The 16,644-nt window shown below is 51.9% G+C and carries 18 protein-coding genes; 5 read left to right on the top strand and 13 right to left on the bottom strand.

What is annotated here, in order from left to right; translation table 11 throughout:
- Positions 1-16: 16 nt before the first annotated feature.
- The 3 genes from AC6CHM_RS11235 (at position 17) to AC6CHM_RS11225 (ending at position 4,820) form a co-directional block, all read left to right on the top strand.
- Positions 17-1,312 carry a M16 family metallopeptidase gene (locus AC6CHM_RS11235; protein ID WP_498173197.1) on the top strand — a complete coding sequence of 432 codons (1,296 nt, stop codon included), beginning with the start codon at positions 17-19 and terminating at the stop codon, positions 1,310-1,312.
- A gap of 6 nt (positions 1,313-1,318) precedes the next feature.
- Complete coding sequence (locus tag AC6CHM_RS11230; RefSeq protein WP_115052090.1) at positions 1,319-1,900, top strand: GNAT family N-acetyltransferase; 582 nt, start codon at positions 1,319-1,321, stop codon at positions 1,898-1,900.
- A gap of 61 nt (positions 1,901-1,961) precedes the next feature.
- Positions 1,962-4,820: a putative bifunctional diguanylate cyclase/phosphodiesterase gene (locus tag AC6CHM_RS11225; RefSeq protein WP_307286432.1), complete on the top strand. Its 2,859-nt coding sequence runs from the start codon at positions 1,962-1,964 to the stop codon at positions 4,818-4,820.
- Between the two features lie 12 nt (positions 4,821-4,832).
- Here AC6CHM_RS11225 and AC6CHM_RS11220 read toward each other — a convergent pair whose 3' ends face one another.
- Positions 4,833-5,435: a YqgE/AlgH family protein gene (locus AC6CHM_RS11220; protein WP_115052210.1), complete on the bottom strand. Its 603-nt coding sequence runs from the start codon at positions 5,433-5,435 to the stop codon at positions 4,833-4,835.
- A 264-nt stretch (positions 5,436-5,699) separates the two neighbouring features.
- Between AC6CHM_RS11220 and AC6CHM_RS11215 the strand changes: the two genes are divergently transcribed.
- Both AC6CHM_RS11215 and AC6CHM_RS11210 read left to right on the top strand, forming a co-directional pair.
- Positions 5,700-6,389 carry a protein-disulfide reductase DsbD domain-containing protein gene (locus tag AC6CHM_RS11215; protein WP_498173196.1) on the top strand — a complete coding sequence of 230 codons (690 nt, stop codon included), beginning with the start codon at positions 5,700-5,702 and terminating at the stop codon, positions 6,387-6,389.
- A 68-nt stretch (positions 6,390-6,457) separates the two neighbouring features.
- Positions 6,458-6,943, top strand: a complete 486-nt coding sequence (locus AC6CHM_RS11210; protein WP_498173195.1) for a peroxiredoxin — start codon at positions 6,458-6,460, stop codon at positions 6,941-6,943.
- A 43-nt stretch (positions 6,944-6,986) separates the two neighbouring features.
- On the opposite strand, the gene rnhA is transcribed toward AC6CHM_RS11210, so the two are convergent.
- From rnhA to coxB, 12 genes are all read right to left on the bottom strand, one after another.
- Positions 6,987-7,427: a ribonuclease HI gene (rnhA, locus tag AC6CHM_RS11205; RefSeq protein WP_115052096.1), complete on the bottom strand. Its 441-nt coding sequence runs from the start codon at positions 7,425-7,427 to the stop codon at positions 6,987-6,989.
- Positions 7,424-8,404, bottom strand: a complete 981-nt coding sequence (locus AC6CHM_RS11200) for a homoserine kinase (RefSeq protein WP_337353696.1) — start codon at positions 8,402-8,404, stop codon at positions 7,424-7,426. The genes rnhA and AC6CHM_RS11200 overlap by 4 nt, the downstream gene beginning before the upstream one ends.
- A gap of 2 nt (positions 8,405-8,406) precedes the next feature.
- A complete protein-coding gene (gene ispH / locus AC6CHM_RS11195; RefSeq protein ID WP_498173307.1) occupies positions 8,407-9,408 on the bottom strand; it encodes a 4-hydroxy-3-methylbut-2-enyl diphosphate reductase in 1,002 nt (333 codons plus the stop codon).
- A 45-nt stretch (positions 9,409-9,453) separates the two neighbouring features.
- Positions 9,454-10,239: an SURF1 family protein gene (locus AC6CHM_RS11190; RefSeq protein ID WP_498173193.1), complete on the bottom strand. Its 786-nt coding sequence runs from the start codon at positions 10,237-10,239 to the stop codon at positions 9,454-9,456.
- Positions 10,229-10,627, bottom strand: coding sequence for a DUF983 domain-containing protein (locus tag AC6CHM_RS11185; RefSeq protein ID WP_115052104.1), 399 nt, complete (start codon positions 10,625-10,627; stop codon positions 10,229-10,231). Before AC6CHM_RS11185 ends, AC6CHM_RS11190 begins: the two co-directional genes overlap by 11 nt.
- Before the next feature lie 10 nt (positions 10,628-10,637).
- Positions 10,638-11,141 (bottom strand): L,D-transpeptidase family protein, encoded by a 504-nt coding sequence (locus tag AC6CHM_RS11180; RefSeq protein ID WP_115052211.1) that lies wholly within the window; start codon positions 11,139-11,141, stop codon positions 10,638-10,640.
- A gap of 87 nt (positions 11,142-11,228) precedes the next feature.
- A complete protein-coding gene (locus AC6CHM_RS11175; protein ID WP_115052106.1) occupies positions 11,229-12,110 on the bottom strand; it encodes a cytochrome c oxidase subunit 3 in 882 nt (293 codons plus the stop codon).
- Positions 12,111-12,157: 47 nt separating this feature from the next.
- Entirely contained in the window at positions 12,158-12,778 is a 621-nt protein-coding gene (locus tag AC6CHM_RS11170; protein ID WP_370878859.1) for a cytochrome c oxidase assembly protein, read from the bottom strand.
- 5 nt (positions 12,779-12,783) lie between these two features.
- Positions 12,784-12,939 carry a cytochrome c oxidase system small membrane protein gene (locus AC6CHM_RS11165; RefSeq protein ID WP_307283337.1) on the bottom strand — a complete coding sequence of 52 codons (156 nt, stop codon included), beginning with the start codon at positions 12,937-12,939 and terminating at the stop codon, positions 12,784-12,786.
- Positions 12,940-13,884, bottom strand: coding sequence for a heme o synthase (locus AC6CHM_RS11160; RefSeq protein WP_307283335.1), 945 nt, complete (start codon positions 13,882-13,884; stop codon positions 12,940-12,942). It lies immediately after the preceding gene.
- A 77-nt stretch (positions 13,885-13,961) separates the two neighbouring features.
- Positions 13,962-15,623 carry a cytochrome c oxidase subunit I gene (gene ctaD / locus AC6CHM_RS11155; RefSeq protein WP_115052112.1) on the bottom strand — a complete coding sequence of 554 codons (1,662 nt, stop codon included), beginning with the start codon at positions 15,621-15,623 and terminating at the stop codon, positions 13,962-13,964.
- Between the two features lie 39 nt (positions 15,624-15,662).
- On the bottom strand, positions 15,663-16,532 hold the full coding sequence (gene coxB / locus AC6CHM_RS11150) for a cytochrome c oxidase subunit II (RefSeq protein ID WP_115052114.1): 870 nt from the start codon (positions 16,530-16,532) through the stop codon (positions 15,663-15,665).
- Positions 16,533-16,644 lie beyond the last annotated feature (112 nt).

Below are 16,644 nucleotides of genomic sequence, written 5' to 3'. Positions count from 1 at the left end.
AAGTGAGGAGCATTGCATGGGCGTTGAAATCAGTCGCCTCTCCAACGGTTTGACGATTGCGACAGAGACAATGCCGCATGTGGAGAGTGTAGCACTTGGCATCTGGGTAAAAGCAGGGTCGAGAAGTGAGGCGAAGAACCAGCATGGCATGGCTCACCTCCTCGAACACATGGCATTTAAAGGGACCGAAAATCGCTCCGCGTGGAAAATTGCGGCCGATATTGAAGATGTTGGCGGCGAGATCAACGCAGCAACCAGTGTCGAGACGACATCATATTATGCTCGCGTTCTGCGCGATGACATGCCGCTGGCTATCGATATCCTCACCGACATCATGACAAGTTCCAAGTTTGATGCAGACGAACTTGAACGTGAAAAGAACGTCATTATGCAGGAAATCGGCGCTGCACATGACACGCCCGATGACGTTGTTTTTGATCGTTTTACCGAGGCATCCTTCAAAAATCAGACTATAGGCAGGACCATTCTCGGGACACCTGAGACCGTTCAATCTTTTTCCTCAGCCGATCTGCGCCAGTATATGGATGAGCAATACAGCGCCGAACGCATGGTCGTCGTTGCCGCAGGCGGCGTAAAGCACGACGAATTTGTGCGCGAAGTTGAAAAACGTCTCGGCTCATTCCGGGCAAAATCCACTGCGCCTGAGGCTGATCCAGCACATTATGTCGGCGGTGATTTCCGAGAAGAGCGGGAATTAATGGATGCTCAATTGGTCATTGGCTTTGAAGGTCGCGCTTATCACGTGCGTGACTTCTACGCTTCGCAATTGCTCTCCATGGTGCTTGGCGGGGGAATGTCTTCGCGGCTTTTCCAGGAGGTGCGGGAAAAACGCGGATTATGTTATTCCGTTTATGCTTTTCACTGGGGCTTTTCCGATACCGGCATTTTTGGCATTCATGCCGCAACTGGACGAAGCAATCTTAAAAAGCTTGTTCCCATCATTATCAACGAGCTACACGAAGCTGCACGCAATATCTCCCAGGAGGAATTGAATCGCGCCCGCGCACAGTATCGTGCGAGCCTGCTGATGTCGCATGAAAGTGCTGCCAGCAGGGCAGGACAAATCGCAAGGCAGATCATGCTTTACGGTGAACCTGTATCAACGGAAGCGCTGGTCGACCGGCTGTCCAAGATTACGGTTGAGCGGCTGACAGATCTTGCAGGCCGATTGTTTCTGGATACGACACCAACGATTGCCGCTGTTGGTCCAATTGGTTCATTAATGAAATTTGATGACGTTCGCAACGGTTTGACGTCAATATCGGCAAGCCCGCGAAAAATCGCTGTCTAAAGTGCGATGATCGCGCTGCCGTTCCTGAAAAGTGCACCCCCGCCCCTTCAGGGCGAGCGGCTGTATTTACGTCCACCTCAACTTTCGGACTATAAGGCCTGGGCAACGCTCCGCGCGCAAAGCCGTGATTTTCTGGTGCCTTGGGAGCCGCTCTGGGCTGTAGACGATTTGGAGCGAAATGCATTTCGCCACAGGATCAGGCATTATGACGAGGAAGCGGCTGCCGGAACGGCCTATCCCTTTTTCCTGTTTCGCAACACCGACTCGCGCCTTATTGGTGGCATTACCCTTGGCAATATTCGCCGCGGTGTCGGGCAGAATGGCATGATTGGCTATTGGGTTGGCGAGCCGTTTGCCGGTCAAGGCTATATGTATGAAGCTCTTCGGCTAATTATACCCTATGCTTTTACCAAGCTAAGGTTGCACCGGCTGGAAGCGGCCTGTATTCCAAGCAATGAAAGATCTATCCGGCTTCTCGAAAAAGCCGGATTTCAGAAGGAAGGACTGTTACGCTCCTACCTCAAAATCAATGGTATGTGGCAAAACCACCTGCTCTTCTCGCTTATTGAAGACGATCGGTGGCGGTAACCAAGCAAAGGTATTATCGGTGGCTTTATTGACTGGACATATGCTGAGAAGCTTATTGCGCATGTGTGTCCTTATCGTTTCGTTGTTGGCTCTTCATGCGACCGCTCAAGCATTTGAAACCATCAAGATCACCAAGGAAAGCACTGCGCTTGACCTGTCAAAGGCGGTTGAAGTTTACAGAAATCAGGGCGAGACCTTTCAGGTTTCCACCGCGCCCGGCACCGATGGTATTGTTCGCCGCATCGAAGTGCCTGCAAATGACAAACGAGCGACCGGTGACTGGGCTGCATTCGCCCTGGCAAATCCGACCGACGAACAGATCGATCGCCTGATCGTTGTACCGCATTTCCGGCTTGTCGGCTCTGGTTTTATCTGGCCAGATTTAGGCTCCACCCGCATTACTTCCATCACGCCCAGCGAAGGTTTTGCGCTCGACCGGCAGGCAAGTGAAGACGCCGATATCTTTCTGATTACGCTTAACCCGGGCTCTGTCATCACCTTGGTTGCCGAATTGGCGTCTCCCAATCTGCCGCAGGTTTATGTGTGGGAGCCCAACGCTTACAAGGATACGGTCAATTCTTATACGTTGTATCGCGGGATCCTGTTGGGTATTGCTGGGCTACTTGCCCTGTTTCTCACCATTCTGTTTGTGGTGAAGGGAACTTCTCTTTTTCCTGCAACGGCTGCTTTGGCATGGGCCGTGCTGGCCTATATCTGCGTCGATTTTGGTTTCTGGAACAAGCTGATCGAGATAACTCCTGGCAACGAACAAGTCTGGCGCGCTGGAACGGAAGTTGCGCTTGCTGCAACATTGGTGATTTTTCTATTCACCTACCTGAATCTCAATCGGTGGCACGACAATTTCAGCTATGGCGCTTTAACGTGGATTCTGGGGTTGGGCATTGTCTCCGGTGTTGCCATCTTCGATCCTCCGATTGCTGCTGGCATCGCCCGCTTCTCGTTCGCATTAACGATTCTGTCGGGCACCTTGTTGATCGGGTTTTTCTCGTTCAGGAGCTATGATCGGGCGATCATGCTGATACCGACATGGATGCTGTTATTGGTCTGGTTGCTTGGAAGCTGGCTGACCGTATCCGGCATTCTGTCCAATGACATCATCCAGCCGGCCTTGGCTGGAGGATTGGTGCTTATCGTCCTGTTGATCGGTTTTACCGTCATGCAGCACGCATTTTCTGGGGGTGCATTGCAACAAGGCCTCTTCTCGGACGTAGAGCGGCAGGCCTTGGCCATTATCGGCTCTGGCGATATCGTCTGGGATTGGGATGTGCCGCGTGACCGCGTAGTGACCACCCCTGACCTTACAAACTTTCTTGGGGCGTCGGCCAGTTCACTTCACGGTGCCGTCCGCAACTGGCTACCAACTTTGCATGCGGATGACCGCGATCGTTTTCGCACTACGCTTGATGTCATTCTTGAAAACCGGCGGGGTCGGATATCGCAGACCTTCCGCCTGCGCGCCAATGATGGCCATTATTATTGGTATTCATTGAAAGCACGGCCCGTGATTGGCTCTGACGGAGAGATTGTACGTTGTGTCGGTACGCTAATTGATGTGACTGAGCAGAAGAAGGCGGAAGAACGCCTGCTTCATGATGCTGTTCACGATAATCTGACGGGACTGCCCAATCGCGAACTGTTTCTTGATCGCCTGGGTTCAGTTATCACCATGGCGCAGACGGAAAGCAAACTGCGTCCAACGATTTTTATCATCGACATTGATCGTTTCAAGCAGGTCAATGACGGCCTTGGCATGTCCGCAGGTGATACTTTCCTGCTCACAATATCGCGTCGTCTGCACCGGCTGTTGCGACCGCAGGATACGCTGAGTCGCCTGTCGGCAGATCAGTTCGGCCTTATTCTGGTATCGGAAAGCGAGCCTGCGAAAATCGCCGCCTTTGCTGAGGCGATCAAACAGGCAATTCGTGCGCCCATCGCCTTCTCGAAACGCGAAATCGTACTCACCGCATCGCTTGGGTTGATCACATGGACTAGCGGCACGTCGGCCTCGCCAGAAGACCTGGTCAAAGACGCCGAGCTTGCCATGTATCAGGCGAAAAGGTTTGGAGGGGACCGCATCGAGCCATTCCGCCCTGCTTTCCGTGCAGTCGGAAGTGACCGTCTTCAACTTGAATCTGATTTGCGCCGCGCGCTTGAGCGCCGCGAAATTCATATGGCTTATCAGCCGATCATACGCCTGGAAGACAATAGCATTGCCGGTTTTGAAGCCCTTATGCGCTGGGATCATCCCCGCCGCGGCTCTATACCGCCATCGGAGTTCATACCCATTGCCGAGAGTTCCGGCCTGATTGTCCAGCTTGGCCTGTTTGCAATGCACCGTGCTGCTGAAGATCTTGTGAACTGGCAACGCAATCTTGGTGCTAACCCGTTATTCGTATCGGTGAATATATCCAGCAGCCAACTGATCCGCCAGGATTTGATTGATGATGTGCGATCCGTATTGCTGCAAACACAAATCAGTCCAGCCAGCCTCAAGCTGGAATTGACCGAGTCTCTTATGATGGAGAACCCGGAGCGGTCCGCTTATGTGCTTTCGAGCATCAAAGCGATGGGTGTCGGCGTTTCGCTCGATGATTTCGGTACGGGATACTCCTCCCTGTCCTATCTGACATCTTTCCCGTTCGACATGATCAAGATTGACCGGTCTTTCCTGAAGGCGGAACAACCTCAAAAGGTTACGCTGCTGCGATCGATGATCAGCATGGCGCATGATTTGGGACTATCGGTAGTCACGGAAGGAATCGAGAACGAAAGCGATGCGCTACAACTGCGTCAAATGGGGTGTGAGTTTGCCCAGAGTTTCATGTTCAGCCCTCCGCTGACTTTGGATGTAGCAACTAAACTTCTACGCGATCAGTTCCAGCAATCCAAGGCATCCTAGTTTCCAAGGCAACTATGCGTGGCCCGCAACAGTTGCCAGCCTGGATGGATCAACGCCCATATGACTGAGAATACGATCGTACTTGCGGTCCATATCGGTATCGAACAGCAATTCCTGTGGCGCTTGGCACGTTAGCCAGCCATTATTTGCTATCTCAGTTTCCAGCTGACCGGATGCCCAGCCAGAATATCCGAGTGTCATCAGGGCTTTGCGGGGACCACGACCGCCGGAAATAGCGCGCAGAATATCGATTGTCCCTGTCAGGCAAATCTCTTCGGCAACCGGCATTGTTGAATCTGTAAGATAGTCATCTGAATGCAGGACAAACCCACGCCTCATCTCAACAGGACCACCGCTGCGGACCAGGAAATCACGTGTTCTTTCTGGCATAACAATAGCCTGCTCTTCATCAAGCACACCCAGTTGAACCAGAATATCTGCAAACTCCATTTCCTGGGCGCGGTTGATAATCAGGCCCATCGCACCCTTTTCGGAGTGCGCACAGACATAAATCACCGACCGTGCAAAGCGGCTGTCATCCATCCCCGGCATTGCGAGAAGGAACTGCCCATTCAGAAATCCTGTATTTTTACTGGCGTCTCTGAAAATCTCCATAGCAGTAAAGGTATCAAGGAATTTGCAAATGACAACGGGCATGGATAACGAATCGTAACCATAGGCATAATTCCTGGCTAACGGAAAGCTCACGCAGAAATGATGAATTGAAGCTCAAACCCTTCTTGCTCGCGTCTTAAAGGCCTGTAATGGTTAGGCATGAAGATCAGAATATTTATTTTTCTAGCGGCGTTAGCCACTGCTTTTCAAGCTCATGCTGGAAGTTCGGAATGGACAAAAACACCCGGAGGTAGCGTCCGCCTGGTGATAGACAACCCTCCGCCCAATGCAAATGTGGTACGAGGCGTCGTCCAGATCGACCTTGATCCAGGCTGGAAAACCTATTGGCGTGAACCGGGCGATGCGGGCGTGCCACCGGAGCTAAGTATCACTGGCAGCACAAATGTTAAAAGTGCTACGCTTGCCTTCCCAGCGCCACACCGCTTTGACGATGGAGGCACGCATTGGGCGGGTTATAAACAACCGGTCTCGCTTCCCGTCACACTGACTTTGACGGAACCCAACCAGCTTGCACAACTGAAAGGCCATGCGTTCCTTGGTATTTGTGAGACAATCTGCATCCCCGTTATGGCAGAATTCGATATAGACATCGACAATTCGCCATCTGACGCTCTTTCGAGGACGTTGATAAGCACGGCTTTTGAACAATTACCCGCCAAAGCCACAACCAACTTCGGAGCGACCTCCGCATCCAGGAAGGGTGATGCTATTGAACTCGTCGTCAACTTACCTGCCGATGACCCGGATATCGACATTTTTGCTGCGGGAAACGGACCGGTAGCCTTTGGCATGGCCAAGCTTGAAAAACGTGACGGAAATCGCGCCGTATTTTCCGTGCCACTCACCTCCGGCAAGCAAGAGAAATCGATAATCCTGAACTATACATTGGTCCAAGGAAAGCAGGCCGTAGCTGGAACGATTGACGTTCAATAATAACTCGTAAAAACATGTCGGCAGCACTATGTCAGTTACGTCATACTATTTATCCAAGGAGCCAGTTCATGACGATCAAGGTGGGCGAACGTTTACCCGATGCAAAGTTCAAAACAAAATCTGACGAAGGTGTAAGCGAAATCAGCTCCGACGCGCTGTTCAAAGGTAAAAAAGTGGTGCTTTTTGCCGTACCCGGCGCATTCACTCCGACCTGCAGCATGAATCATCTGCCGGGCTATCTTGAGAACCGCGACGCCATTTTGGCAAAAGGCGTGGACTCAATCGTGGTCGTCGCAGTCAATGATCCTCACGTCATGGGCGCTTGGGCAAAAGCCACCAATGGTGAAGGCAAAATTCAGTATCTTTCTGACGGAAACGCAACCTTCACCAAGGACGTTGGACTGGAAATAGACCTCGGCGCGGGCAATATGGGCGTGCGATCGAAACGTTATTCCATGCTGGTCGAAGATGGCGTTGTGAAACAACTCAATATTGAGGAATCGCCCGGTCAGGCGGTCACTTCGAGCGCCGCTACAATTCTCGAACAGCTCTGATAAAGTTCAGAATGGCAAGGATCGGTTATCCGATCCTTGCCATTTACTTCCGTTTGTAAGGCGCCATGCCGGCGCGGGCCAATTCGTCGGCCCGTTCGTTTTCCGGATGCCCCGCATGGCCTTTTACCCAATGCCAGACAACTTTATGGCGCTTGCGCGCTTCATCAAGGGCTTGCCAAAGTTCGGCGTTCTTCACCGGTTTTTTTGCAGCCGTTTTCCAGCCATTCCGTTTCCAGCCCTCGATCCATCCGGAAATACCATCGCGCACATAGACTGAGTCCGTATAGACATCGACTTGGCACGGTTCTTTCAGTGCATTAAGAGCCGAAATTGCGGCCATCAATTCCATGCGATTATTGGTGGTATCCGCCTCACCGCCAGAAAGTTCTTTTTCATTGCCGTTCCAGCGCAGTACAGCGCCCCAGCCCCCGGGACCGGGATTGCCTGAACAAGCGCCATCAGTGAAAGCTTGTATCTCCTTCACGCTTTTTGCCCCTCAAAGGCCAATCCGTATTCTTCAGGGGAGCTTATCTGGCGATGAAAGCGCATGCGACGCAAATATTCCCGTGGGTCTTTTTTGACTACGAAGCTTCCCTCAGGGGTATTCAGCCAATCATAGAGCCTTGTGAGCATAAAACGCAGTGCGGAACCACGGGCCAAAACCGGCAGACTTGCCGCCTCTTCTTTCGACAATGGACGGACAGCGTTGTAGCCGCGCAGCAATGCCGTGCCCTTTGTCAAGTTGAACGAATTGTCTTTTTCGAAACACCAGGCATTCAGACAAACAGCAACGTCGTAGGCGAGAAGGTCTGTGCAGGCGAAATAAAAGTCGATAATTCCCGATAACTTGCTGCCGAGAAAAAAGACGTTATCGGGAAACAAGTCTGCGTGAATGACACCAGAAGGAAGATGGGAGGGCCAATTTTCTTCTAGAAACAACAAATCTTCTTCGGCTTCCTTCGCGAGACCTGCCTCGACTTGGTCTGCATCGGTTCTGGAATTATTCCATAACGGGCGCCAGCTTTCCACCGAGAGCGCATTCTTGCGGCGCATGGGGAAATCTTCACCAGCAAGATGCATTCGCGCCAGTGCCTCTCCAAGTGCCGCACAATGCTGCACTGTTGGCCTGCGCATCCACATGCCTTCCAGAAAAGTTACGATAGCGGCCGGACGACCTGCAAGTTCGCCGATGTTTGAGCCTGACTTCTGAACCACAGGCAAGGGACAGCTGATACCTTTACCGGCAAGATGCTCCATGAGGCCCAGAAAAAAAGGCAGATCACTACTGTCGACGCGTTTTTCGTATAGGGTCAGAATGAACGCAGCCTTGCTCGTGTGTAAAAGATAGTTTGAGTTTTCCACGCCTTCCGCAATACCTTTGTAGGAGAGCAGCTCCCCGATATCGTAGTTCTTTAAAAATTGTGCGAGTTCGATTTCGTTAATATCGGTATAGACGGCCATAGTCAGTGGGTCCCATTGACAAAAGCCATGTCGTGACTTGTTAATTCTACATCCCGCAGATCGCGCATAACGTGGAAATTCTCTGTTTCAACTGTGGTTTCCGCCAGTTCAATCGACACCGAATACCGTTCTGAAAATGACTGGATAATTTCGTCGACGATGATCTCGGGCGCTGATGCGCCAGCAGAAAGCCCGACGGTGGCAATTTTGCCCACGCTGTTCCAGTCAATATCGGCTGCCCGCTGAACCAGAAGCGACTGTTTGGCACCGGAGCGCTCAGCCACCTCGACCAACCGCTTGGAGTTGGAAGAATTCGGCGCCCCGACGATCAGGAACAAGTCACAGCCTGGGGCAGCAGCTTTTACCGCATCCTGACGATTGGTGGTGGCATAACAAATGGACTCGGCCGCCGGTGCGGTGAGTGCCGGAAAACGTTCCTGCAAAGTGGCAATTATCCCGGCTGTGTCATCCACAGATAAGGTGGTCTGCGTTACGAAGCCAAGATTTTCTGGGTCCGCGGGCGTATAGTTTGCCGCATCTTCAATAGTTTCGATAAGTGTTACAGCTCCGTCCGGTAGCTGTCCCATGGTGCCGATCACCTCTGGATGACCGGAGTGGCCCACGAGGACCACATGACGCCCAAGACGCTGATGGCGCATCGCCTGTTTATGTACTTTGGAAACGAGGGGACATGTGGCGTCAAGATAAAACAGGTTCTTGTTTTCAGCGTCCGCCGGCACCGATTTCGGCACACCATGGGCTGAAAATACGACTGGCTGACCGCGATGCTCGGCAGGAATCTCATCCAGTTCTTCGACAAAAACTGCGCCTCGCGCCTGCAATCCTTCGACAACATAACGGTTGTGAACGATTTCATGGCGGACATAAACTGGGGCACCATACTTCTTCAGCGCCAGAATAACGATCTGAATAGCCCGATCCACTCCGGCGCAAAATCCGCGCGGTCCGCAAAGACGGATTGTAAGTGGAGCTTTCTCAGTCATCATCATATCTCAGCCAAATTTGTTCTTCTTGGAATTGGGCGGCATTCAACGCGAAGTCAACCCCGAACTATTGGATTGAACCGGTTCCTCTTTTGGATGAGTGCGCCGCCAGACCGATATGCCTGCGATAGCGAGCAGAGTTGCGGCAAGTCCATACCAGGTAACTGCATATTGCAAATGACTGTTCGGCAAATCGATAATCGTTACGCCACCGATCGGCAGACCGCCCGGATTGGGCGTTTTATCTGCGTCAATGAAGAACGGAACTAGTTTGTCCGTCGGCACTCCAGACTGAGCCGCCATTACCGGCAAATCTTTCCAGTAGTAAATATTGGCCTTCAAATCATTATCAGGCACAATTGACGAAGGTTTGGCGTCAAGCGGATTGCGCGCCAGACCTTTAACCGCAACCGGTCCTTCTATGCTTGAGCCACGACTGCTGGGTTCTTTTTTGTCAAAGGGAACAAACCCGCGATTGACGAAGATAATTCTGCCGTCGATCATCTGAAGCGGTGCATAAACATAAAAGCCTGACATTCCTGCAAATGTTGCGAAATAATGCCGTTCTTGCCCATGCAAAAATTGACCGGTCACAGTCACCGGTCGATAGTCAATATCGTGTTTTTCCGCCCACAAGCTTTCAATCTCAGTGAGCGAAGCCGGCGGTGTATGGGTACGCTGTTCTATTTCCGCCAGTAGATTTTCTTTCCACTGCAGACGCTCAACCTGCCATGTCCCCAGCGCAATGAGAATGAAAAAGACAATGGAACCGAGAATCAGCATAACCCAGGGAAAGCGCCGCCGCTCCATAATATTTGGACTAGTGTTCATTTGACGATGGAATATCCAGCTGGCCTTCTGCAGCCTTGTGCTTGTACTGAAGGGCGATCAATACACCCTTCATCCAGCGGAGCGCCGTCAAGCACAATAAAAGTGCCAGCGGTATCCACAGCAGAAAGTGTACCCATAGCGGCGGATCGACATTGACTTCCATCCACAGCGCCAGCCCGACAACGATAAAGCCGATGATCAGCATAACAAGAACTGCAGGACCGTCTCCGGAATCAATAAACGAGTAATCCAAGCCGCAACTTGTGCAGCGCTTGGCTGGAGTAATGAAGCCGTCGAATAGCTTCCCCTGCCCGCAACGAGGGCATTTGGCCTTCACTCCTGCGGCGAATGGATCGACAGGCGGATAAAGCGCAGAATCTTCATTCATCAAGTATCACTCAAGGGTAAATTTCGATTGGCGTTCCATCTTGGACAAGTGCCCAGATTTCATCCATCTCCGGATTAGTGACGGCTATGCACCCGTCTGTCCAGTCGATAAGTTGAAGCACCCATCCCCACCATCCATAACCATTGACTGCACCGTGGATCATGATCGCACCACCCGGCGACACACCCATCGACTTGGCTGCCGCTTTATCTCGCGCATTCGGGTAAGAAATATGGATTGACTTGTGCGCCATACTTTTCGGATTTCGCCAATCGAGAACGTATCGGCCTTCAGGCGTACGTTCATCGCCCTCCCATTGCTTATGGCCTACCGGCCGAGCGCCAAGTGCAATCTTGTACTCTTTAATGACCGAGCTTCCTGACAAGAGTTGCATCTTTCGCTGGGATTTTTCGACCCGCACGAGATCAACTTTCTCAGCCGCATCGGCCAATGTTCCGCTCACCAAAATGAGGCCCACCAGCACAATCAGCAGCGACACGTGTTTAGCGATCATCGAAAATCCATGCCGCAGCAATGTGCTCAAATAATGAGAGCGGCCGCATTTCTGCGACCGCTCTTTTAGCATCAATACTGCCAGTTTTTAATGTCCAGCAGCGATCGGCGCACCCCACGATGCCCAGACATAGATCGTGAAAAACAGGAACAACCAAACCACGTCAACGAAATGCCAGTACCAAGCGGCAGCTTCAAACCCGAAATGCTTGTCAGGTGTGAAATCGCCTCGGATAGACCGAAGTAGACAAATCGCCAGGAAGATCGTCCCGATGATGACGTGGAAACCATGGAAACCAGTCGCCATGAAGAAGGTGGCACCATAGATCGAATCTTTGAATGCAAATGGCGCATGAATGTATTCATATGCCTGAACAAACGAGAACAGAACGCCAAGGACAACGGTAAGAGCGAGACCCGTTATAAGACCTTTGCGATCATTGTGGATCAAAGCATGGTGTGCCCAGGTCACAGTCGTGCCGGACAGCAACAGAATGACCGTGTTGTAAAGTGGCAGATGCAGTGGATCGAGAACTTCAAGTCCCTTTGGCGGCCACACACCGCCCGTAAATGTCGTGCGAGCCACCTGCTCAACTTCACCCGGGTAAAGGCTGACATCAAAAAATGCCCAGAACCAAGCGGCAAAAAACATCACTTCTGAAGCGATGAACATGATCATGCCATAGCGCAAATGCAACGACACAACGCGGGTATGGTGTCCCTGCTTGCCTTCCTTGATCGTATCCGACCACCAGCCATACATTGTGTAGAGCACAATGACCAAGCCAATGGCGAAAAGCCAAGGTGTGGTCAGATTGGCTTTGAACAGGACAAACTCGCCGCCCTTATTGTATTGCATGAAGCCAATACCGCCGAGGGCAAGGATGAATGCGCCTACCGAGGCAAGGAACGGCCAAGGACTTGGATCGATAATATGATAATCGTGGTTCTTTTGGTGCGCTTCGGCCATGTTAACCCCCGCAAGGTCTGTTTATTGCACTAGACATCAACATCTCCTCAGAGCTGTCCCGATGTCGTTGTCTTGTTCACCTCTGCACTGGCCGCAACGGGCGCAGGCATTGGTATCGGAAAGAAAGTGTAGGATAGCGTAATTGTGTTGACGCCTTTGAGCTCCGGCGCATTTACAATTTCAGGATCGATAAAAAATACGACCGGCATTTCAAGATCTTCGCCCTGCTTCAAGACGGTGTCCGTAAAGCAGAAACATTCAACCTTGTTGAAATATGCGCCGGCAGCCATGGGCGTCACATTGAACAGCGCACGTCCCGAGGTCGGCTGCGATGCGACATTCCTGGCTTCATATTTAATCAGCTTGGTTTCACCGATTTTCAGCGACACGTCCCGCTGCATAGGCTTGAAATCCCATGGCAACCCGCCTGATGTATTGGCATCAAAACGCACCGTGATTGTCTTGTCGAGGATGGTGTCCGACATTTGCTCAACACGTTGTGTCGTACCGCCATAACCAGTAACCTGGCAGAACATTGCATATAATGGCACGGCAGCAAAAGCCATGCCGACCATCCCGAAGAAAAACGCCAGACAAGAAATCGCGATCGTCCGGTCTGAAACCTTACGTTTTGCCACTAGAACTTCTTTATCAGAGCCCGTTTCCATGTTCATCACATAGGCCTGTTCAGGATATTAGCACCAAGCTTGGCCCACGTACCAACATAAACGATAAGGACGAAAGCTGCGAGCGCAAGCGCAAGTGCGAGCGAGCGGCTGCGTCGAGCGCGCTTCTGCTTGTCACTTAATGTTATGCGGTCATCACTCATTTAAACACCCAGAACCAGAAGTGCTTTACGCACAAGTATCTCGCCGAGCAGGACGGCGTAGAGACTGAAGAGATAGAAGATGGAAAATGCGAACATTTTCTTTGCAGGCTTGATCATTGGCTCGCCGATTTCCGCGCGCCACACGGTCCATGCGTAAAACAAAAACGCAAAGCCCATCGCAATCGAAAACACACCATAAACGGGTCCAGCGAAACCCATAATCCAAGGCAGAACCGCCACCGGCGCAACCAGAATTGTATATAGCCAGATCTGAAACTTCGTTGAAGCTTCGCCCATGACATTGGGCATCATCGGGATTTTAGCCTTCTCGTAATCATCGGACATGAACAGCGACAGCGCCCAGAAATGGGGTGGCGTCCATAGAAAGATAATCAGAAAAAGAACAATGCTTTCCATGCTGACCGAACCAGTCACAGCAGCCCAGCCAATCATTGGCGGGAAAGCCCCTGCCGCGCCGCCAATAACGATGTTTTGCGGTGTAGAGCGCTTCAGCCACATTGTATAAACGACGGCGTAGAAGAAGATCGTGAAGGCCAGCAAGAACGCCGACAGCAAATTGACAAACAGACCGAGAGTCAAAACGGAGAAAATTGAAAGCAGCAGGCCAAAAGTCAGCGCTTCATCGCGGGAGAGCCGGCCAGCTGGTATTGGACGTTTGGCTGTGCGCTTCATCACCGCGTCAATATCGGCATCATACCACATATTGAGAGCGCCGGAGGCGCCAGCGCCAACAGCGATGCAAAGGATCGCAATGGCGGCAATTACCGGATTAATGTGGCCCGGCGCTGCCATCAAACCAACAAAACCCGTAAACACGACCAGCGACATGACGCGTGGTTTGAGAAGCGCAATATAGTCTGATGCACTGGCTTCAGAGAGGCCAATGTTTGCATCCAGTGTTGCGTGTTTCTCAATCAATGACATGCGCTCGATCTTACAAAAGTTCAGTTTCGTTCAGGAGATAACCGGACTGTATGAATCAGCCCGGTTATCATGATCATTTACTTAATACGTGGAAGCTGTTCCCACTGATGGAAAGGCGGAGGCGATGAAAGCTGCCATTCCAGAGTGGTTGCACCTACGCCCCATGGGTTCGCACCGGCTTCGCGCTTCTTGGCAAATGCTTCAAACACGCCAAAGAGGAAGATGAGAACGGCGACACCGGAAATGTATGAGCCGATGGACGATACTTCATTCCAACCCTGGAAAGCATCTGGATAGTCGATATAGCGACGTGGCATACCGGCAAGCCCAAGGAAATGCTGCGGGAAGAACACCAGATTCACACCAATGAAGGTGACCCAGAAATGCGTGTGGGCAATCGTGTGGTTATACATGTAGCCCGTCATCTTCGGGAACCAGTAGTACCAGCCAGCGAAGATACCAAACACAGCACCGAGCGACAGAACATAATGGAAGTGGGCAACAACGTAGTAGGTGTCGTGCATCGCACGGTCCAAGCCCGCATTGGCCAGCTGCACGCCTGTCACACCGCCGACGGTGAACAGGAAGATAAAGCCGATTGCCCAAACCATTGGAGGTTTAAATTCAATCGATCCACCCCACATGGTCGCAATCCATGAGAAAATCTTAACGCCAGTTGGAACAGCGATAACCATCGTTGCGAAAACGAAATAGCGTTGTGTGTCGAGCGAAAGACCAACCGTGTACATATGGTGCGCCCATACGATGAAACCTACAACGCCGATGGCGACCATGGCATAGGCCATGCCGAGATAGCCAAAAATAGGCTTTCTCGAGAAGGTCGATATGATGTGGCTGACGATGCCGAAGGCTGGCAAAATCATGATGTACACTTCCGGATGACCGAAGAACCAGAAAAGATGCTGGAACAGGATCGGGTCACCGCCGCCTTCAGGCGCGAAGAATGTCGTGCCAAAATTGCGGTCCGTCAGCAGCATGGTGATACCACCAGCAAGAACCGGCAAAGCGAGCAGCAGCAGGAAGGCAGTAATCAACACCGACCATGCGAACAGCGGCATCTTGTGCAGGGTCATGCCCGGAGCGCGCATATTGAAGATCGTGGTGATAAAGTTGATCGCACCGAGAATGGACGAGGCGCCAGCAATGTGGAGTGACAGGATTGCCAAATCCATCGCCGGACCGGGCTGACCCGTTGTCGAAAGCGGCGGATAGATCGTCCAGCCACCGCCTGTACCGTAACCACCGGCTGGACCGGGAACGAACAATGACAGAAGCAGAAGAATCAGAGCTGGCGGGAGCAGCCAGAACGAAATGTTGTTCATACGTGGAAATGCCATGTCTGGCGCACCGATCATGATCGGCACCATCCAGTTGGCAAAACCACCGATCAACGCGGGCATCACCATGAAGAAAATCATGATAAGGCCGTGAGCTGTGGTGAACACAAGGTACATGTGCTTACCGGCATCGATTGCCGCATCACCCTCGTAGCCATAGACCATGGCAGCAAGACCATGAAAAATCTGAATACCGGGCTCCTGGAGCTCGGCACGCATGGCAATCGAAAGCGCGCCACCGATTATACCCGCGATGATCGCGAAAATCAGATAAAGCGTTCCGATATCCTTATGGTTGGTCGAATTGACCCAACGAGTCCAACCACTGGGTTTGTGGTCGTGATGATCGTCGTGGGCTTCGTGAGCAGCTGAACCTGCCATGAGATAGCTCCCGTTCCTCAAATGCAAAGCGCAGCTGACTTAGTTGCCAGCCACATTGATATTCTTGCCATCATCGATTGATGCAGCGAGTGTCTTATAGGCTCCCGGCAAATCACTGCCAGCGGCCGCGTACCATGCGTTGTACTGCTGCTCCGATACGACACGGATCGCGATAGGCATGAAAGCATGATCTTTGCCGCAGATTTCCGAGCACTGGCCGTAATAGAGGCCTTCTTTGTCAGCCTTGAACCATGTCTCATTCATGCGACCCGGCACAGCGTCAATCTTGACGCCGAATGCAGGCATTGCGAAAGCATGAATGACGTCAGCGCCGGTCGCAAGGATGCGAACAGTCGTATTCACCGGAACGACCATTTCATTATCCACAGCCAAGAGCCGCGGATAGGCCTTGATGTCTGCCTTACCTGCAGTTGCGCGGTCGGCATCCTTGAGAATCAGCGAATCAAATGAAAGCGGCGCTTCATTGGCTTGGTATTCGTAGCCCCAGTACCACTGGTATCCCGTTGCCTTGATCGTCAGCTTGGGATCTTCAGGCGAATATTGCGCCGTCAGCAACTGGAATGATGGAATGGCAAGGAAAAGAAGAATAACGACAGGACCGACAGTCCAGACGATCTCAACAGCAGTATTGTGGCTCGTCTTTGACGGAACGGGATTGGCACTGGCGCGATAGCGGAACATCACCCAGGCCAGCAATATCATCACAAAAATCGTGATTGGAATGATAAACCACAGCGTATAGTGCTCAAACCAGACGATCTGCTCCATAATGCCGGATGCAGCTGGCTGGAATGTCATTTGCCATGGCTCTGGTTGCGCCGCGATGGCCGTACCGGCGCTCAGGAAGCTACCCAGGACACCGGCCAGCTTGACAATATTCTTCTTCACCTAGAGATCTCCCGAATGAAGCATCAGTTCCATACGTTAATGCCGGACGTTCGAGGCCCGGTCGCATGTCGCGTTCAAACCACACATTAGCCTACATCGCAAGGAAGGCGAA

Source organism: Phyllobacterium sp. GQ127 (assembly GCF_059758635.1).
Note: the sequence above shows the minus strand (reverse complement) of the source record. Positions and strands in the feature narration are given on the sequence as shown.